At 44.4% G+C, this 20,190-nt stretch carries 16 protein-coding genes; 4 read left to right on the top strand and 12 right to left on the bottom strand.

The features are described from left to right. Positions 1-7 precede the first annotated feature (7 nt). Positions 8-478, bottom strand: a complete 471-nt coding sequence (locus tag ACL934_RS09770; protein WP_374080354.1) for a hypothetical protein — start codon at positions 476-478, stop codon at positions 8-10. 254 nt (positions 479-732) lie between these two features. Between ACL934_RS09770 and ACL934_RS09765 the strand changes: the two genes are divergently transcribed. After that, complete coding sequence (locus ACL934_RS09765; protein WP_374080353.1) at positions 733-996, top strand: hypothetical protein; 264 nt, start codon at positions 733-735, stop codon at positions 994-996. Positions 997-1,103: 107 nt separating this feature from the next. Then, a complete protein-coding gene (locus tag ACL934_RS09760; RefSeq protein WP_413613470.1) occupies positions 1,104-1,304 on the top strand; it encodes a hypothetical protein in 201 nt (66 codons plus the stop codon). Here ACL934_RS09760 and ACL934_RS09755 read toward each other — a convergent pair. Further along, positions 1,301-3,613, bottom strand: a complete 2,313-nt coding sequence (locus tag ACL934_RS09755; protein ID WP_413613469.1) for an HD domain-containing protein — start codon at positions 3,611-3,613, stop codon at positions 1,301-1,303. The genes ACL934_RS09760 and ACL934_RS09755 overlap by 4 nt on opposite strands. A 2-nt stretch (positions 3,614-3,615) precedes the next feature. Then, a complete protein-coding gene (gene mutS / locus ACL934_RS09750; RefSeq protein ID WP_413613468.1) occupies positions 3,616-6,111 on the bottom strand; it encodes a DNA mismatch repair protein MutS in 2,496 nt (831 codons plus the stop codon). An 805-nt stretch (positions 6,112-6,916) separates the two neighbouring features. On the opposite strand from mutS, the gene ACL934_RS09745 reads away from it, so the two are divergent. After that, positions 6,917-7,882: an HNH endonuclease gene (locus ACL934_RS09745; protein ID WP_413613467.1), complete on the top strand. Its 966-nt coding sequence runs from the start codon at positions 6,917-6,919 to the stop codon at positions 7,880-7,882. A 133-nt stretch (positions 7,883-8,015) separates the two neighbouring features. Continuing rightward, positions 8,016-8,585 carry a HEAT repeat domain-containing protein gene (locus ACL934_RS09740; RefSeq protein ID WP_413613466.1) on the top strand — a complete coding sequence of 190 codons (570 nt, stop codon included), beginning with the start codon at positions 8,016-8,018 and terminating at the stop codon, positions 8,583-8,585. 50 nt (positions 8,586-8,635) lie between these two features. Here ACL934_RS09740 and ACL934_RS09735 read toward each other — a convergent pair whose 3' ends face one another. The 9 genes from ACL934_RS09735 to ACL934_RS09695 all read right to left on the bottom strand — a co-directional run bounded on the left by ACL934_RS09735 (position 8,636) and on the right by ACL934_RS09695 (position 20,169). Next, positions 8,636-9,913 (bottom strand): hypothetical protein, encoded by a 1,278-nt coding sequence (locus tag ACL934_RS09735; RefSeq protein WP_413613465.1) that lies wholly within the window; start codon positions 9,911-9,913, stop codon positions 8,636-8,638. Positions 9,914-9,925: 12 nt separating this feature from the next. Continuing rightward, positions 9,926-11,338 carry a hypothetical protein gene (locus ACL934_RS09730; RefSeq protein ID WP_413613464.1) on the bottom strand — a complete coding sequence of 471 codons (1,413 nt, stop codon included), beginning with the start codon at positions 11,336-11,338 and terminating at the stop codon, positions 9,926-9,928. Positions 11,339-11,365: 27 nt separating this feature from the next. Further along, a complete protein-coding gene (locus ACL934_RS09725) occupies positions 11,366-12,043 on the bottom strand; it encodes a hypothetical protein (protein ID WP_374080341.1) in 678 nt (225 codons plus the stop codon). Positions 12,044-12,046: 3 nt separating this feature from the next. Beyond that, on the bottom strand, positions 12,047-13,900 hold the full coding sequence (locus tag ACL934_RS09720) for a hypothetical protein (protein ID WP_413613463.1): 1,854 nt from the start codon (positions 13,898-13,900) through the stop codon (positions 12,047-12,049). Positions 13,901-14,180: 280 nt separating this feature from the next. After that, entirely contained in the window at positions 14,181-15,590 is a 1,410-nt protein-coding gene (gene mpl, locus ACL934_RS09715) for a UDP-N-acetylmuramate:L-alanyl-gamma-D-glutamyl-meso-diaminopimelate ligase (protein ID WP_413613462.1), read from the bottom strand. A gap of 1 nt (position 15,591) precedes the next feature. Beyond that, positions 15,592-16,653, bottom strand: coding sequence for a serine hydrolase domain-containing protein (locus ACL934_RS09710; RefSeq protein ID WP_374080338.1), 1,062 nt, complete (start codon positions 16,651-16,653; stop codon positions 15,592-15,594). Then, complete coding sequence (locus tag ACL934_RS09705; RefSeq protein WP_413613461.1) at positions 16,653-17,585, bottom strand: S66 peptidase family protein; 933 nt, start codon at positions 17,583-17,585, stop codon at positions 16,653-16,655. Before ACL934_RS09705 ends, ACL934_RS09710 begins: the two co-directional genes overlap by 1 nt. Before the next feature lie 2 nt (positions 17,586-17,587). Then, the gene (gene purB, locus ACL934_RS09700; protein WP_413613495.1) at positions 17,588-18,871 is read right to left on the bottom strand and encodes an adenylosuccinate lyase; all 1,284 of its coding nucleotides are present in this window, start codon (positions 18,869-18,871) and stop codon (positions 17,588-17,590) included. Then, positions 18,868-20,169, bottom strand: a complete 1,302-nt coding sequence (locus tag ACL934_RS09695) for a hypothetical protein (protein WP_413613460.1) — start codon at positions 20,167-20,169, stop codon at positions 18,868-18,870. Before ACL934_RS09695 ends, purB begins: the two co-directional genes overlap by 4 nt. Positions 20,170-20,190: the final 21 nt, after the last annotated feature.

Below are 20,190 nucleotides of genomic sequence, written 5' to 3'. Positions count from 1 at the left end.
AGGTATTCTAGAGACCGTTAGCGTCAAATTTCATTACGAAAATTTCAGGGGTCGCTTCAATGGAAAAAGTCGACATTTCATCGCGATAAGAAAAGCGTCCGTTCTGCGTGTGAAACTGCTCAAACATGGCTTTGGCATCCTCACCACGAGCTACGAATTGCGCTTTGCCCGGAGCAATCGATGCAAAGTTAGATCTGTGAATTGTGATGGAGCACTGATAGTTGTTTTCAGCCTTTTTAGCGCAAATAAAATTCAGAACTTTTTGCGGCATATCGAGAGCTTTTCCACGACCGACCATGGAGTCTTGCTCGGGACGGTCCATCGCCGCATACAACACCTGAGGAGAACCATCCACAGACCCGTCATAGGATGACGACCAAATATTCACGAGCATTTGCAGACCCACGAACTGACCACGAGTGACTGCGAAAGAATTTGAGAATGAAAGACTCAAAAGAGCAAATAGAAGAAATCTCATCAGACACGTCCTTGGTTATGATTTTTCTTGGCTTTTTTAGAGCTTAGCGAGTGTCTAAAGTATATTCAACCGCATTCCCAAACCTGTCATGTGAGGGCTTTAACACCCCTATTCTGGCATGACCCATTATGAGACCATTTTCCTATGTATTTTCAATAGCTTACATGATGATTTAGCCTTGTTTTTATGGCACCCATGGCCCACCCCTTGCTCCTATAAAAGACAAAGACTGAAACCTGAACAAGGGGGAACTTATGAAAACACTTATCACGATCGCACTTTTAGCTTTCTCGTGCACTTCGTTTGCTTGGTCAAGCAAGGGCACTCCCGAAAAAGAATATACTTTCAAATACAAACTCTCGGGCCAAACCCTAGAAATCAAGAGATCCGCTGCCAGTTATGAGGACGCCTATGAAGGCGCAGCTCAACAGTGCTTTAATTTCTATAAGGGTGCCGGCAAAGTCTCTGAAGACCGTGGTCTTGATATCATCGACGTTTGCGCAAATCCCCGCTCTTAAGACTTTACTCGTATTTTGACAAGCAGCATAAGTTCTTTGAATTCAGTCTTTCCCTTCAGGCCGCTCCTCGCTTATATTAAAGCCTTATCTAAGGAGCGGTTTTTAAAATGGGAATTCTCAAAGCCATTGGCGATTTTTTAGTAGGAAAAGATCCAGACATTTTCGACGAAAAAGGAAATGTGTCACACAAACTTCCAAAGAAAAAATGGGAAGCTTGGCACAACCGTACTAAAACAGATCCTCAATACAACTGGCGCAACCACACCGGTATCACCGGCGCGGCTAAAAAGAAAAACAACAGCAACTAATCCAGTTGATATCGCTGCCTCAAGGACGCAAGCAGTTCTTGGGGCTCTCGATCTGCCTTCACACAAAAGATATCGTCAACCTGACGACCCCAGGTGTGCACACGAGCTGACTTTACACTCACACCCAAGTCACTTAAAGATCTTGCCGCCGACGCTAGCAGCCCTGCCTGATCCGGACCTTTAAAACTAATCACCAATTCTTTTTCATCTGCACTGACAAGTTGAATGGCATCAAACTTAACTGCGGGAACTGGCTTGGATTGAACCTGTGCGTTTTCCAAAACCTTGGTGAGTGTTTGAATATTTTTTGAAGTCGCAACCTGGAACCAATCGTAAACACCCACTTTAGAAAGCGTATGAATGGAGGCATTGCGAATTCCCAAACCCAGGGAATACAATTGCCCCACATAATCGCTGAGGATGCCTTGGCGGTCTTTCTTTTCGTGAAAGCGAATCCAGATCTCCCCTTTGCGATTTTTATAAACACGGGGCTTTAAAGACGTCTCACTGAGTTCGGCCTTTTTCATATCGTCGACCAATTCTTTAACAGAAAGACTGTCCAATAAAACAGGACCTAGCTCTTCGATGACCTCTGACGGAATTTGCAGTTTTTTACGAAGACGCAAAGTTTGAAAATCAAAATAATCCTGGGCCTTTTTAGACTCCAAGCTGATCACAAGTTCTTTAAGAAGTTTGGCTTTCCACTCATTCCAAGCTTCGGGATTCGTGGCGCGAATATCAATCGCCGTAAAAAGAGCCAATCGATAAAGACGCGAGCCCTCGACTCCCTTTTGACGAAGTTCCTGCCACACTTTCGGGTCCTTAGGATTTTTTCTGAAAGCAGCTTGTGAGAGTTCCAAATGGTTTTGCACCATCCACTTGACTTCATCAGTTAAAGTTTTGCTTAAACCGTAGGATTTAAAATCCCTCTCTGTGATCGTGACTCCCAAGTCCGAGTGATGCTCTGAGCTTTCAAGACCTTTTGCGAGATCGTGATACAAACAGCTCCACGAAAGAATGCGCCAATCCTCCAGAGAAAGATTTTTATGAATGAACTTCAGCGGACCTAACTCAGAGGATTTTTTATAAACGCGTTTGACCTCACGACAAGCCTGCATGATGTGTGAGTCGGCCGTAAAGCGATGATACTGATCGTGTTGAACATAGCCCACCAAACGGCGGATTTCAGGCACCAATTTATCAATCAGGCGCGAGCGAAACACACTCACCAGAACTTCATCTGTTTCTTTAACACTAAGAACTTGTTCTAAAGCGGCACCACGACGTCGAGCCGTGGTCTTTACATTTTTATCCGGCAAAAGAGCATCGAGATTTTCACGGACTTTCTTTTGCACAAGAACGCTGGAGTTTTTATGTAACGCAGATGTGAGATCTTCGATTTTTTTGAATTCCAGATTTTCAATGTGCTTTAGTTCTTTTTCAGAAGCTTCCGCAACATCGACAATCCAGTCCGAATAAAAATGCACGCGCGAAAGCCCCCGCTGCAAATCTCGCATAAAATCTTTGTGGGTCTTAAATCCCATCCATTTACCAAGATCAAACTGAATAGCGTTAGAAAGAATATCGCCATGACCTTCCAAGTGAAGCTTCTGACGGAGATTGAGGAAGTAGCTGCGATAATACTGCAAGACATTTAAAGCATGTCCGGGGTGCGTGAACTTTTCCGCAAAGAGTTCATAGATCTGAAGACCTTGTTCAAGATCTCGCAAACCACCTGGACCATATTTTATATTCGGTTCTAGATAGTTGGTAATCGAGTCAAAACGCTTCTCGCGGTTTTTACGCTCATCTTTAACGGCCTTTAGAAGAATGCGACGATAGTATTTCTTCTTAGCCCAGATTTTCTTTTGCTGTTCAAAAAGCTTCTTGGCTCCCTCTGGCGTCCAAGGACGGGCTTTGAGCAAAGCAAGAATATCAAAGGCTTCCACATTCTCTGTCCAATCCTCGGGATTGTGAGGCATGCGATAGCGAAGTTTCAAACCTTGTTCTTGAACTTGATCGACAAACTTTTTTACTTTTTCTTCATCACCACAGAAAAGAACATCAATGTCCGATTTAGGACTGAGCTCTTCGCGGGCCCAGGACCCTAGGATGATCGGATGACAGTCTTCCCACTCTTTAGAGGATTTAAAAATTTCTTCTAAGCGAGCGCCCAACCAATTGGAAAAGTTCTCGGTTGAAAAACAAAACACCTGACGAACATCTCCGTCAGGTGTCATAAGAGGCGGGGTCAAAACTTCTTGCGCTTGTTCCCACTGCTCTGAATTCAAGAATGACTTTTGCGCCACTTTTAAACTTCCTGTCCTGTGCGAGCGACAATTTCTTTCCATTTTGCGATCTGGTTCATGGCATCCAGCGGACTCATTTGCATGAGCGGGAATTTTTCAACTTCCGCCATCAAACTCTTAATCTCTTCTGGAAGTTTTGGTGTTGGCATATCTGTCGGAATCGTTTCGCTAGCAAAAGAATCCAACAAAGAAAGCTGGCTTGTCGCTTGAACACGTTTTGATTCCACTTCGCGCAACAAACTTTTTGCACGCTTCGTGACTGAAGGTGGAAGTCCAGCAAGCTCCGCCACTTGAACACCGTAAGACTTCAAAGCCGGACCTTTTACAAGAGTGTGTAAGAAACGGATTTCTCCGTTTCTCTCGGCCACCGTCATATGAGCGTTCGTGATCTGTGCAAAACTTTGATCCAAAGACGTCAGCTCGTGATAGTGAGTCGCAAAGAAGGTCAAAGCTTTCACATCACTTAAAAGATGTTCAAGAATGGATTGTGCCAGGCACATACCATCAAACGTACTCGTCCCACGTCCGACCTCATCCAAAATGACCAAAGAGTCCTTGGTCGCATTTTTTAACATCGCCGAAGTCTCTGTCATTTCCACCATGAAAGTTGAAAGACCTTCAGACAACTGGTCACTAGCCCCAATACGGGTGAAGATCGCATCAAAGATCGGCAACGCCGCTTCATCACAAGGAACAAAAGATCCCATTTGCGCTAAGATCGCAATCAAGGCCACCTGTCTCATCAGCGTCGACTTACCGGCCATGTTCGGCCCCGTTAAAAGCAAACAAGAGTGAGGGCGAAGTTCAATGTCGTTGGCCACAAAGTTCTTTTTCACAGTTTGTTCAACCACCGGATGACGACCCGCTTTGAGTTTCAAAGAGCCATCCGTCGTAAATTGAGGGCGGACATATTTTTCTTCAAGGCTCAACCAGGCAAGACCTGAAACCACGTCCACTTCGCTGCACTCGTGAGCCAAGCTTAACAAAGCCGGACATTGAGAAAGAATTTGTTTGCGAAGAGCTTCAAAGAATTCAAATTCCAAATCAGCGCGTTTTGTATTGGCACTCAAAACTTTTCTTTCAAGCTCGACCAATTCGTCCGTGCAATAGCGTTCCGCATTCGTCAAAGTTTGTTTTCTTTGATAATGAGACGGTGCCTTGTCTTTGTGCGTGTTCGTGATTTCAATGTAATAACCAAAGACGTTGTTGTAGCGAATTTTAAGACTGGAGATTCCGGTCTTTTCTTTTTCATCCGCTTCCATACGCGCCACCAAAGCTTGAGAGTGTGTTGAAAGGTCAATCAACTCATCCAGCTCCGCCGAAACACCTTGGCGAATCAAGTAGCCTTGTTTTGTCGTTAAAGGTGGTTCTTCGACAATCGTGCGTTCGATTTTATAAGCGAGCTCGCGAAGAGGTTCAAAATTAGCAGTCCCGCCGGAAGCATGAACTAAAACTTCAAGGGCGCTCACACCGGCATGAACACTTCCCGCCAAAGCCAGAAGATCACGACCATTGCACTGAGGTTGAGAGATCTTACCCAAGCGACGTTCAATATCGCCCATTTGTCCCAAGATCTGACGGACGCGTTTAAGTTCAACAACGTGACTGCGCCAGAACTCGACTGAATTTAAGCGTTGCTCAATCGCTTTAGAATCGCGCAAAGGGAAACTCAACCACTGACGAAGAAGACGGCTTCCCGCCGAAGTTTGCGTGCGGTTGATAGCGTGGAATAAACTTCCCAGACCTTCGCCTTTGTATGTCGAAAAGACTTCAAGATGACGAAGAACCGTTCCTGAGATTTCAAGACGGTGTTCCAGATCTCTTTCAACAAATGGAGACAGTGTCGCCAAAGCGTCTTCGCCAGAAAGATTTTTTACATAAGAAATCAAACGAGCCGCCGACATCGGCGCCTCATTTTTCAAAAGATCGTGAAGAGCATCTGCCAATTCATCGTGACGGCTGATCAATACGCCATCTACACCCGTCAGCAAAGACTCGTCTTCACTGGCAATTACGATTTCAGCCACAGGAAGAATCTGCAAGAAACGCAAAAGCTCCGATGTTTTTTGCGATCTAAAGAAGAACGCCTCCCCTGTCGTTGTATCTAGGAAACTGATCGACTCTTTATCCAAACTCACAAGGTAGTGAGGTTTTGTTCCATCCAAAGTGTCAGAGTCGTAAACCATGCCCGGAGTTAAAACACGAGTCACCCCGCGCTTCACGATCCCCTTGGCCATCTTCGGATCTTCTAGCTGATCACAAATAGCGACTTTAAAACCCGCCGCTAAAAGTTTATTGATCGGCCCTGCGATCGAGTGATGAGGCACTCCGCACATCGGCGTTTCGTCTTGGGATTTTTTATTTCTTTGTGTGAGGGCGATACCGATCACCGGAGCGGCTTTGACGGCATCATCAAAGAACATTTCAAAGAAGTCTCCCATACGGAAAAGGAGAATCTTATCTTGGTGAACGGACTTAATGTCCCAGAACTGTTTCATGAGCGGAGTTTGATTCGACATAGGTCAAAAAAGTTATCTAAGGCAAAGCAGCATTTCACTCAAAAACGCATCGCATCTGAGAGGGAAAATGGAGGGTTTAACTAGCAAGTTACTTCACAGACAAGCGCGCTGCGTTAGTTGGCAGTTTTATGGTCATTTTTACCGCGTATGCAAGAAACTTGGCGTTAATTTTGAAAGGTAGATGTTTAAGAATCCTGCATTGAAGTTTTTTGTGTAGAGTTTTGCACACTCGTATGAACGTTATTCTATTACTTTAGCTTTGCGTGAATGAATTGTAGAGTTGATTTTTCCGGCAGAAACAATAGCGCGATCTTCCACCATCCGTGAGTAAGCTGTTTCCCGCTCTTCCTGAGCGGGAAAGAAAAGTATTTGATTGCTTTGCGAAACCTAGATGAACACTGGGTTTTTCCGCTCCATATCGAGCTCCAGACTTTACGTTTCTTGTTTCAAATGTTTGGATAATATCTACTGCTATTATATTTACCGAACCGATCGTATAATACCGCTCTACCAAGAAGCTTGGTGTCACTTAAATTGTAACGCAAAAATGCTTGACGAGATATCGCTCTTCGTAGCGAGTCCTTGATGAAATTCTTCCGTCAACCTCGAGGTCGATCTCTCGTGGAGGAATCTGCACGCGGTATAGAGCCCCGGTGAACAATACTCCGGCTATAAATGGCCTCCAGTCATTCTCTTTGAATTTTAAAAAAACCTCAAAAAGTGAAAAATAAAACCCTGTGGTAGAAGTTCTTTGAGGAAGTTTTTTAATTTCACAGGAGAACTTATGGACCTTTCAAAAATCCCCAGCGTCGAGTTGTTGAATCGTTTGGAAAAGTTAACTCGCACGGAAAGAAAGATCACGCATTTGATTTTATGTCACATCAATGAAGTCGAATCGCGCAGGCTCTATGCTGAACTGGGATTTGATTCCATGTTTAAATATCTGACCAAGCAATTAGGTTACGGCGAAGACAGTGCCTATCGCAGGCTGCAAGCAGCACGCCTATTGAAACAGGTTCCCGCTGTTGCGGAAAAACTCGAAGAAGGCACATTGAATCTAACTCAATTGACCCAAGTGCAAAAATGCATAAAGCAGGAAATCAGACTGGGCCATAAAGTCGATGCCCAGCAAACAACTCACATCTTGGAAGAGATTCAAAATAAGTCCAGCTTTGAAACTCAAAAATATCTCGCCCAGGAATTCAATCATCCCATTCAGACTTATGAGGTTATAAAACCTCAACAAGATAATGGCTTCCGTTTGGAGCTAACCTTTACAGAGAAACAAATGAAAACTCTTCACCAAGCTAAAGATTTATTGTCGCATATTTTGCCTCATGGGAATTGGGCTGAGCTATTCACACTTTTAGCAAAAAAACATATTCAAAAAGAAATGGGAAAATCGACAAAGAATGTCGATTCAGTGAAAAATGTCATTGAAGCCGAGAAGCCAGATAACTCCGATATAACGGAAAAAACGGATTCGGCCCAAAAATTAACACCAAGCTTCACGACTCAGCGAAAAAGAAAGAACATTAAAATTACCTTAAAAAGAAAACTCCTTAAAAAAGCCAATTACTGTTGCGAATATGTTGCGCCCATAACCGGGACAAAGTGCAAGAGCACTTATCAACTGCAGATCGACCACCACATTCCATTAGCACGTGGAGGAAGTGATTCCCCGGAAAATTTAAGAATTTTGTGCCGGACCCATAATCTGTTGTTCGCTCAACAATGGGGACTATCTTGATGTATCCAAGACGCGTTAGTAAAATATTTAAAGATAATAATAAAAAGTACGATTAACGAGATCTGATTTGGTCACTGTAGACTCTATAATAAAAACTGAGGTAGATTAGATCAGTTCCAAGAGGAGATAGAGAATGTCGACAACTACATTATCGACTTTAATTGAAATGCTAGATACCCAAAGTGATAAAGCCGCAGAAAAAATCATCACTAAGTTGGTTGGCGTTGGAAAGAGTGCTATTCCGCGCTTAATGGAAGCTGCAAAGAATGATCAAAAGCCACGAATTCAAAAGTGGGCACTTCAAGCTCTAGGAGCCATTGGCGATAAAAGAGCCGCTCCTCTTCTTCTTAACGCTCTTGATGATGAAAGAATGACGGTCCGGCTTCATGCTCTGAGAGGCCTAGGAAAGATGAAGTACAAAAAAGGGACAAAGAAAATATCCATCCTGCTTTTAAATGATGAAAGCGGCGGAATTCGGGTCAATGCCCTTTATGCTCTAATGGCAATAAAGGACCCGTCGATACTCCCGCAAATTCAAAAATCACTTTCTGATCCTCAATGGTACGTTCGGCAAAATGCTTGTGTCGCTTGTGGTATATTAAATGCGATAAAGGCAAAACCAAAATTAAAGAAGATGTCGAATTCCGACGAGCGCAAGGCCGTTCGAAATGCCGCCCTGGAAGCCCTTTCAAAAATTGGCTAATACCGCTGGTTTTCAGCACGCCAGAGTGGTGCTAAAAACCAGTCCATATATTAGTTCTGAGGCGTTCCTGTCGTCACCCATTTCTCGACGATAGCACGCATTTTTGATGACATCAGACCCGAACGAGGCATTGGGCTTCCTGCGTCGTTAATACGAGTCAGAATCTTACTAGCGGAAGCCTTCGATGAATTATAGTTACTCAAGTCAAGACCACCACTGGCTCCAGATCCTTGATGGCAACTGAAACATTGAGTTCTAAACACATTCAAAGTTCCCGATGTCGCTGTCAATTGCGCGAAACTCACCGACGCTGGTGTATCATCGATCACGGGAGTGTCCGTCGATCCGGTACCACAAGTTGCCGTGGACTCGGCCTTTTCAATAGAAGTGAATTGCAGAGCAAACTTATCCGTTGTTTTCGTTGAAGCCATCACAAGAAGTTGCGCATTTCCTACTGGCGCTAAATTCAACGGAGTTCCTGGGCAGACAACCGCATTGATGTTGCGATAAACTGTCGCAGAATCTAAAAGCTTGTCATTCACATAGAAGAACAACGCTTTCACGCGATACTTCGCAGTTCCCGACGTAATAGACATCGTCGGATTGCGAACCGCATAACCCACTTCATTGCCGCTGACTTTCGCCACCTGAGCTTCCACGGAAACCGAAAGAGGGAATTTCGCGCTGTTTGCCGGCATGTCGCTACTTAAATTCCAAGTCAACGTTCCCCAATAGGAGGCATTGGCCTTGCTATTTACAATCGCCGCATTTGTTTTCGACAAAGTCACAACGGATTTATCAGCACCATCCGTGCCCTTACAAGACAACCACGCCGTTTGCGCTGCGGCCCACTCTGCTTTCAAACTGCTGATGGCTCCATTGTGATGAGAACCCGTCGCAGGCGGATTGTGAGTTGCACTGACAGCATTGTTTGAAATAGCGAGGTAACCTTTGTCTTTAAATACTTGATAGGAATTTAAAACGTTCTTAGAAGCAAACGCCGGAGCCTCATGATTTCCATCATGGCAACCCGCACAGTTTTGTTTTAAGAACGAGTGATAACCCGAAGCGAACTTCGCAAGCAATTGATCCTCGCAAAGATCTCCGGTAGAGGCTTCCCCTGAATCATCATCTTCTTCACCTTCAGGTTCTGTTTCTTGATCAACGCCTCCCAAAGAGTTGCCACTACTGTTTAACTGAACAGCCTTGGTGTCGATCTGAAAACCTTCCCCCAATTGTTGCCCGCAGTTTTGGAAAGCCACTAAAAGTAGAACTGTTCCAGAAACTGTGCCTAAAATTTTAAGAGCCTGAGTTTTACTCATTCTCATTGTCATCCCCTCTTAAGCAACGTGCAATTTAACTACTTTTTCAACGTCGTCGGCTTGAAGTGTTGCCGGAGCCAGTTGTTTGAACATCCCCAATTTCTTATTCAAATTTAAATAGTTCGCAAGAACAGCCGCCGCCACGTAATCCGGACGAGAACCCACCAGTGTTGTTGTATCCACACTTTGATCGCTCAAGTAGTGACCGATCTGAGTTCCGCTGGAAGTGACTTTACCATTCGGATCAAAAGCGATAATGAACTGCAATGACGATGAGTAGTCACTAGACCAAATGCTTGTCGCCGAATCAGAAGTTTCCGAAACGCAAGCTCCGTCTGTCGTCACAAGAATAAAGAGAGGCTTTTTCATACGCAAAGCCAATTCCAACATGCGACCAATTTGCACTCCCGCATCGAAGTCTTTTTTATCGGCCGTTGTTCTTAATCCCGGCGCATGATAGTCGTAACCACCCAAAGTGATGCGACCATGAGAAACGTTGCCATTCAAAGCATTATAAACAACACCCGCCGACATAGCCGTGGCATTGTTGGCTGCCGTGTTCGCGGCGATTTGATAAACTGCTTGAACGTTGGCATCTTTACGAGGATCTACGCCAGAAGCCCCACCGGCTTTAATGATTTCGCCGGACTTGATACCCGCTTCTTCCAAAGCTGTTTTCAGACCATCATCTTTAGAATTTAATTTAGCGATTTGTGATTTCGTCATCTTACCGATGAACGAACTGAGTGCATCTTTTTGTTTTTTACTCAATAAACCGTTGTCTGCAAGAATACTGGAGTAATTCAAAGCTCCGAACATCGAATCAAGGCTTGCGATATCCAAGACTGAATTCGGCGCGCCGAAAACAGGTTTCAAGTTTTCTGCGTTTGTTCCTTGATGAACTGCCGGCAAAATTTTTCCGACAAGACCTGCTTTTTCAAGAGGACCCGAAAGATCATAGAACGGACGAAGGGCCGCCTGACCCGCAGTATCGTTAGCTGTGTTTGTGCAAAGAGCCACTAGACGGGCTTTTGAAAGAGCCGCGCTGGACGCCACCGATTGAATGCCTTTATGCATTTGTGCTGTTGCTGCGAAATCCGCCCCTAAAAGTCTTTCAGTCGCAAAGCCTGTTTTACCCAGACCCAGTTTTGTATAAGCACTCAAAAGATCTCCGCCCGCATTTTTTACGACGAAGTTTCCGTGAAGGGCCGCTCCCCCACTTAAGCTTAAAGTCACAAACGGCATCATGGCTCCCGCCGCTTGTGCTTCCGCTCTTTGAGTCATAGTTAAAATGGACGTAACAGCACCTGGAACAGCCACGCGAGCTGCGAATGAAATAACCCCTGCCTCGAGCAATTCGCGGCGAGACAGACGGAGGCCTGGCAAATCGGTCTTTTCATCCAAGACTTTTTTTAGTTTATCGTTTTTCATGATTCCCCCAATTCCCCTCGTGCCCGTTTACAGAAGATATGATTCGGGTACTGCTAACATGCCCGTGCAGATAAAAACTGCAAGTTTATCGGATTCAGTAGCTTTCCCCATCGCCACTGAATCCAAAGTGCTAAAGTATTCGTCCACGGCTTCAGTGAAGAACTGAAGTTCCTCTTTTGAAGGTTTACGCATCCACAAGCGATCCGCCAAAGAAATATAAGTGTTGATAGCACCCATTTTTCCGTAGGACTTTGGACCTTGTGTAAAGTTAATGAACTTAAAGATATCCTTAGTTCCTTTTTTCTCTTTATCCACGGCCTGCTTACAAACCACACCCGCCAACGATGTCATTGCGATGATAGAGGGTGAGTTCAACAAAGAAATATCATTTTGCGGAACCAAAAGGTTGCGACGATAGTTGATCTCGCCATTGACCTGAGTCATGTTAATGTCCTTGGGAGTTAATCCCAAAAGGGACATCATGGATTCCAAAGTTTGTTTAGCATCCGTTGGTGCGGCACCGATATCACTTTGAACTTTCGTTACAGGTGTTTCCGAGCCACTGCCCGTTGAGTTTCCATTCACATCGTTCACTTCAAGACTTGCCATATCCATTTGCTGGGCGCAGTTTTGAAAGCCGATCCCCATAAATAAGAATGAAAAAGTAATACCGATGAATGCGCCAATTTTATTTCTTGTCTTCATGGCTTACTCCTCCTTCATTACGCCACACACAGGATCCAGAGCAATATCCTGATAGAGGCTTTTTAGGCTGTAATTCAAAGCTTCAAAACGATCTCCCAAACGAACGAGTGTCGTGTACTGAGTCGCTTCTAACTTTTTAAGACAAACGCTTTCGTATACGCGTTTTGCCATACACTGACTGAATCTTCGGGACTCGGAAAGCATGCGACCAAAATCCTTAGGACCATTTCCGCCGGATTTATTCGCACCTCTCCAACCAAAGAAAGTCGACTTACTTCCCAACACGGCGTTATTCACGAATGAATCGCTTTTCACCACGAAGCCGTAAGGGTAACTTCCTTTATTCATTTTCGTAGCCACGCCCGTTTCTGAGTCGAAGGCGTTGCGTGGAAACAACTTCAATTGGTCTTTTGCTTGTAAATACGGCACTATCAAATTGCCATTCGTCTGACGGGTTCTATTGATCAATTTACCTAAAAGACGATCTTTTTCTGCCACTGCTGTTCCCTTTGCAGTAAGAACATCAGAATAGTGGGCATAAATCACAGACATATCTTTTTTGCTATCAAGGTTGCATTGCAGGAACTTCTCTTGCTGTTGCTGTTCAGTCAAAGTCGTGCTGCTAAAATTATCGAGGCACACTTTAACATATTGAGTTCTGTAATCTGCATTATTTCTATTCGTTTTAAGATCCGCCAAAACAGTTTGTTTCTTTGCGCGAAAGTCCGCGATCAAATCCGTAGCGACTTGAGGATCACGAATCGTGTTTAACACAGCGTCAAGATTCGTTTTCGCTGTCGCCGCCGCAGTTCCTCTAGCAATCAAGAATTCATAACGTGTCTTATAATAAATAGAGTTTTCCTGATTTACTTCAAGATCTGGAATGATCGCCGCCGTTGCTGGATTAACCACGTCTGTTAAATATTTCGCATAGACAGCAGCAATGCCTTGATCTCTAAAGAAATCACCGTGCATTTGCGAATAGACCCCTGTGGCCTGGGAATTCGTGAAGTTGCCATAATCCATTTTTGCAAAAGCTCCGCGCATCCCGTCCATCACAGAGTGACAGCTCTTACAGCTCGTAAGATATTTATTATAGTCTCCCGCGGGAAAGCGCTCAACATCGCGACCCACGTACTGATCTGAAGCACTGGAATCCGCCGCTTCAGCCATGGAAACACAAAGGAATTGTTTTAATGAAAATTCCACCGCGCGACGGTTGGAACCACCCCCCAGATTTCTTTCCGCGAAAGTTCTGGTCGTAAATACTCCCGCAGCTTCTGGATTGTTTTTCGTGATCATCAAGTCATAAGACTTTTGATCCTGAGTATAAGGCGTGTCATAAGCTTCAGTGACCATTTGTTGTTGGCCTCTAAAAACCAAAGCTTTTGTTAAATCTAAAAAGTTTGTCTCAACTGGGATGAAATTATTTTGGTTAAAATATCTTGTTCTTTTGTCGTTTTCCGATGCAACACCTGTCACGTCGTAATAGTAGTCTGAAGTTAGAATTTGACGGAAGTCTTTGTCATCGCGAACAACGCCGGCGATCAAAGCCGCAAAATCATTGAACGGAACTTTCACCGATTCATCTTTATTAGAAAGACGAAGCGACAGATTCTTGATCTGCACATTAAGAAAGTCTGGTGTTGATGTGATATATTTTGCTGCCTCAGCGTTTTTACCAAGCGCGAGCAAGTCCGCAACAGTTTTCAGCTCCGCCTTTTTTGACGAAACCTTCACCCCTGTCATGCGTTCATAGAGACGTTTGGCATTACGCATATCCGCATCTGAAGCTGCACTAGCATTCACCGTAGCAAATGCCAATGAAGCCACAATTAGAAACTTGTAGCCCCTCATATTTCACTCCCCCGAGTGAATACATTATCGTCTAAATTTCAAAAAAAGGTGACTCACGACAGAGGGGAAAAATGCGGAACCACCGCTTCTTGCCCTGCGGATTTCACAGAATGAAACACTTTCTGTGAAAAATATTTCTATAAGTAGTTGAAAGCTCGTTCGAAAGCGTCTCAGAACAAGATGGAACACTTCGCAGAAAATCACTTATTAAGTGTTTCTTTTTCATAGATTTTTTCCTATGGAACACTCAAAGCGTTTCACTGTGAGATCAAAAAGCCCCCTAAGCGAGGGCACTCATCAGTTTCCCGTAGATTCCGTCGAATCCACCGTTGCTCATGATAAGGATCACATCACCGCGTTTTGCTCTAGATTTCAGGGCCGAAACAATCTGATCGGCACTATCAAAATCTTCTGCCGTCACGCCCGAAGTTTTCAAGTCACTGACCAACTCATGGGACGAAAAACGATTCTCTTCATCAATCTTAGATTGATCAAAAGCCTTCGCCAAAAGCACTTCGTGAGAGCCTTTAAATGCCTCCACATAGTCTTTTTGGAAAACCTTACGACGAGACGTCGCACTTCGCGGTTCAAATACCGAGAACACTTTGCGGCCCGGATATTTCTTTTGAATCCCCTTCACCGTTTCACGCACTGCTGTCGGATGATGGGCAAAGTCCTCAATCACAAGGATGCCATTGGGTTCACCCAGGATCTCTTGACGGCGCTTAACACCCTCAAAGGACTCCATCGCGATTTGAATTCTATTTTCAGAGAAACCAAGACACTTCGACATCGCCACCACAGCCGTGGCATTTAAGATGTTATAGTCCCCTGTGATTTGCATTGAGTAAGGACCCAAGATTTCACCCTTGTGATGAACTTCAAATCCCAAACCTTTTTCATTCTGGAAAAGAACCTTCGCACGGAAATCAGCATTGGCACCAAATCCGTACGTGAATGAGTTTTTGCATTTTGCCAACTGGCGAAGCTCCATGACATTGGCATCTTCCGCACAGGCAAGCAATGTTCCATTTTCAGGAATCAAAGTCATAAGACGCGCGAAAGAATCTTTCACGGCCTGTAAGTCTTTGTAAATATCCGCATGATCAAACTCAACAGAGGTTAAAATCACGTGCTTTGGTTTATAGTGAACAAACTTAGGAACTTTATCAAAGAAAGCGGTGTCGTATTCGTCACCCTCGATAACAAAGAAATTCCCCTCTGGATTTTTAAACGACTGAGAGAAGTTTTTAGGAATCCCACCAATCAAGAAGCCTGGTTTAACTCCCGCATTTTCAGCAACCCACGACATCATGGATGTCGTTGTTGTTTTACCATGGGTTCCCGAGATCACCACACTCTCGCGATCCCCAATGATGAACTCTCCCATCGCCTTAGGCAAAGACGTGTATGAGACTCCCAACTTTATAAGTTCTTGCGCTTCTTCGTTATTTGCAGAAATCACGTTTCCAACAATCACGAAGTCAGGTGTCGGATGAAGATTTTCAGCCTTATACCCTTTCATGATGTTGATACCTAGACTCTCTAACTGAGTCGACATTGGAGGATAAGGATTTAAGTCACTGCCCGTGATTTTAAATCCACGGTCTTTTAAAAGACCCGCTAAAGAAGCCATGGCTGTTCCACAAATACCCATCAAATGAATATGACTGCCTGGTTTTAAGTTCATACTAGACTCCACTACGTCGGTAATTTTCGACTATCCAATTATGTATCTCGGGACGCAATTTTCCAAAGGCTTTATTGTCTGAGCCATAGAGAACTCGATTGGATAAAATGATAACACTCATATCCATCTTCGGATCATACCAAATTGAAGTGCCTGTAAATCCCGTGTGCCCGATAGAATCCAACGAGAAGTATGTCCCGCAGCTTGCCGATCCAGGCGTTGGCATCATATATCCCATCGCCCAATCACCTTTTCCTTCAGGAAGAGCACGTCTAGCAAAAAGCTGAGCTGTTTTCTGGCGAATAGAATAACGAGCAATCCCCATTAGCTGTGAACGAAGATGCAAAGAGAACCAACCTGCATCGTCGATACTTCCGAAGAGACCCGCATGAGTCGAAACCCCACCCAAAGACCAGCAGTTCAAATCGTGAACTTCGCCTTGAATCAACTTCTTACGAACGGGGCATTCTTCCGTAGGCGCAAAAAGCCCCATGCGCGTTGTGAACTGATTATCAGGATGAAACTCTAATGTCGTTCCCAAATAGAATTTATTTTTGGTTTCTTCCCAAACATCCAGAAGAGGTTTATCGAAGAGTTTTTCCAAAACAAAACCTAAAACCAAGAAACCGACATCGGAATAAACAGCCGTCTCTTGCTTTTCAATTTTAAGACCTTGCAGAATTTCTTTTAATTGCTCGCGGCGTTTTTCTTTCGGCAATTGGGTGTTGATCTCTTGGTATAGAGGCAACCACCACGCCAAGCCCGAACTATGAGTCAAAAGCTCTGTGATTTTAGTTTCTTTATGGGGAAACCAAGAAAGAAGATCTGCGACCTTTGTTTCAAAATTCCACTTTCCCAACTCAAAAGCATACATCATCGCCTGAGTGGTAAAGATCACTTTTGTTAAGCTGGCCAGATCATAGTAAGCATAAGTATTTCCTACCGCCACGTCACAGATGATTCTTCCACCTTGATAAGCACGCACCATCACGCCAGGCGTGGTGTCGCGAATGCGTTCTTCAAGTTGTTTAATAAGATTTTTTTCTAAGACGGAAAACTTCATTATTTACGCCCTCCGGTTTTAATAACCAAGTGGCCCTTCCCTTTTTCAACATTCAACATGCAAGGTGTATTAAAAGGGACAGGTCTTTGAATGACCGCGTGACCGGCTTGCATTCCTTGAAATAAAGGAATGTTTAAATCTTCGGCCCAGCGTTTAAATACCAATCTAAAATTATTCTTTTGCGTAGAAGGTTCCTCACCCCCTACAAAATCACCTAAAATCAGACCGTGACACTGTTTAAAGAGTCCGGCTTGGCGGAACTGTTCAAACATACGATCAATGCGATAACCTCGCTCACCAATGTCTTCCACAAACAACAAAGATTTCTTCGTCTCGATTTGCCAAGGAGTTCCCATGGATGACTGCAGAACCGTGAGATTTCCCCCGACGATTTTAGATTTAAGATTTTTTACCTTACGAGCGGCCTCGTTCAACGGCTTGAGGTTTTTAAATTCCACTTCCGTTTCCTGACCGAATAAAATTTCATGCAATTCTTTTTCAAACTTAGGCGAAACAAGATTTCTTCCCAAGCGATCCAATAACGGCGCATGCAATGTCGACCAACCCCACTCTTGAATAAAAAACGAATGCAGGGAGGTGATATCACTAATGCCAATCAGAAGTTTCGGTTCTTTGGGCTTTTTTAATTTTGCGAGCATCGGGATCAAGCGATTGCTTCCGTAACCGCCACGCAAACACCAGATCACGCGAGAGTCTTTGGACTCAATGGCCGCCTTTAGAAAAGCAAAACGCGCTTCGTCTTCATGAGCGTGCAGAAAGTGCGGCTTAATAAGACCTTTAGGAATGCGCGGTTGCAATTTCCACTTCAAAAGAAAATCATGGGCGCCCTCAACTTCGTGAGGTTTTGATGGGTAACCCGGAGCCACCACATCAATAATATCACCCTCATTAAAATACTTCCAATGCGCCACGATTAAACTCTTTTGATAATGTCTTTGATCGACTTTTTATGTTTTTTACCCGTGAAGATCTCATCAATTTCTTTCGGCTTTAAAAGAACGCGAACTTGATCGTCCACCATCAATTTATCCTTCAAGTGCTCGCCATACCCCAAAGAGTGACACAGGCGTTGCACCAGAGCATAAGCGTCTTCACGACGCATGCCTTTTTGCACCAAAGCCAACAAAACGTGAGAGCTGAAAATCTGACCTTGAGAGTTTTCAATATTGTCGAGCATGCGTTTTTTATTCACAACAAGACCATCCAGCAAAATACTCATGCGATTTAAAGCGTAGTCAGCAACGATAAAGGCATCCGGAAAAACCACGCGCTCTACAGAAGAGTGACTGATGTCGCGCTCATGCCACAAAGCCACGTTTTCAAGTCCGGCAATGGCGTATCCACGAAGAAGACGGGAAAGACCCGTGATATTTTCGGCGCTGATCGGATTTTTTTTATGAGGCATTGCTGAAGAACCTTTTTGGCCCTTCGTAAATCCTTCCGTAACTTCAGCAACGTCACTGCGTTGCAAATGACGAAGTTCCACCGCCAGGCGCTCAAGTCCCGTTCCCAAAATCGCAAGCGCGTTTAACATTTCCGCGTGGCGATCACGAGGAATCACCTGAGTCGCGATTGTTTCCGCTTTCAAACGCAATTTTTTTGCAACAGCTGCCTCCACTTTAGGTGGCTGACTTGAATAAGTGCCCACGGCCCCACTCAGCTTGCAGATCATCATGTTATCTAAAGCGGCCTTCACACGTTTTTTATTTCGCTCTGTTTCGGCAAGGAAACCCGCCATTTTAAAACCAAACGTTGTGGGCTCTGCAAACATCCCGTGAGTGCGTCCCGCACACAGAGTTTCAGCATGCTTCACCACCAAAGACTTTAAAGACTTCTCAAGCCCGTCGATGGATTTCATCAACACAGCTCCCGCCTCGCGAATTTGCAAACTGAAAGCTGTATCCAAAACATCCGAAGACGTCATGCCGTAGTGAATGAACTTGCCCTGAGGTCCGACATTTTCCGCCAAATTTGAAACAAACGCGATCACATCGTGCTTGGTTTCTTTTTCAATCTCCGAAATACGTTTCACGTTGAAGCGAGCTTTTTGCGCAATCACCTTCGCAGCATTTTTAGGAATGATCCCCATCTCGGCTTGCACCTGAGCTACGGCGATTTCCACTTCCATCATTTTTCCGAATCTATGATCGGCATGCCACAAAAGGCCCATTTCAGGTCGGGTGTATCTTTCGATCACGGAACTTGTTCCTTTCTCTTTTCTTTTTGCTCTTTCAACAGTTTTTCTTTCCACCAATTCACAAGCTGACCTAAAATCATTTCATGACGTCCAAAATAAGCGCCCCATGAATAATGAGGCCACTCTTCCGGACCATCGAGTTGCAAATTGCTGTATAGAACTTTTCCACGACGTGAGCTTTGCTTTTCTCCGAAAACCGGGAAGCGCGCAGCTCCGAGTTGAGCATAAGTATAATAATACTCTTGCGGGAAACTTAATACTTGAGGTTCTGACAGGGACATACGTTCGACCAGATTCACCTTCATACGGTGACTGCGAACTGTGAGGTATTCTTTATTAAAACGCTGCACCGTTGGAATACGCATCCAAACATCAAACTGATCCGCCAAAGTCGTTCTTTGCAGGACCATCATATTCTCGTGAGTCCAGGGCGAGTACAGATCGTTCATCACCAAAGTGTGAGAAGGAAGATGGTCTCTCTCAAAACATTGCTGAAGACTTACACGGTAACGAACCCAGCACCACTCAGGTTCCAAAGGTCCTTCCGGAAAAAAGTATTTCCCCAGACGTTCATTCAAGAAATAAGTTTCTTCACTGGTGAGCATCCACACAATTTGTTCTGCACGGAAAAGACCTTGCTTCTCGCCTGACAACTCTAAACCCGTGATCGACTTCCCACCACCAAAAGACACGTCGACGATTTGATGAGGTTTGATAACCTCAACACCTTTTGTCGCCAACCACTCCAAAGATTTTTCCAAACCATTACGAGTGGCCTGACGAACTAGGAACGAAGAAAAAAGAGGAACAGCTTCCCCCGCCTGCGCGCCTTGAGCGTTAGGTTTGTACGTTGTACCTGCCCACTGATGAGCAAGATGCAAAAGCCAACTTTGTTCAAAATTAAAAGCTTCAAGATTTTTATACAGAGCCTTACTGAGCTTCGTGTTGGCACCACTCAACATATAATCTTTGATATGAGAAGAAAGAGGAGCTTTTTCGATTTTGAATTTCGTCGTAGGACCTTTGCATTCAAAGGGCCCTTCTTTAAGCCACAACGTAAATCCATTGGGAACTTCGTCGTAAGGGTCGTCCGCATACAGACGCTCCATTTGTGATTCAGAAATTTTTTCGTTTCTAAAAAAACCAAAAGGCCCTTCAACGTCTTCAGAAGGCCACACTCCCAACTTTGTGGAGACATCAACAAGAGTTGTCTTAATACCCTCTTGAGCCAAAGCTGCCGCCAACCAGTGACCGCGCCCAAAAGCAGAAATCAAGATGACCGGATTTCCCAACTCCATCGCTATTTTTACTCCTTAGTA

The organism is Bdellovibrio sp. HCB-110 (assembly GCF_047323225.1).
In the GTDB taxonomy this organism is placed as follows: Bacteria; Bdellovibrionota; Bdellovibrionia; order Bdellovibrionales; family Bdellovibrionaceae; genus Bdellovibrio.
This window is presented reverse-complemented; position numbering and strand designations above follow the sequence as displayed.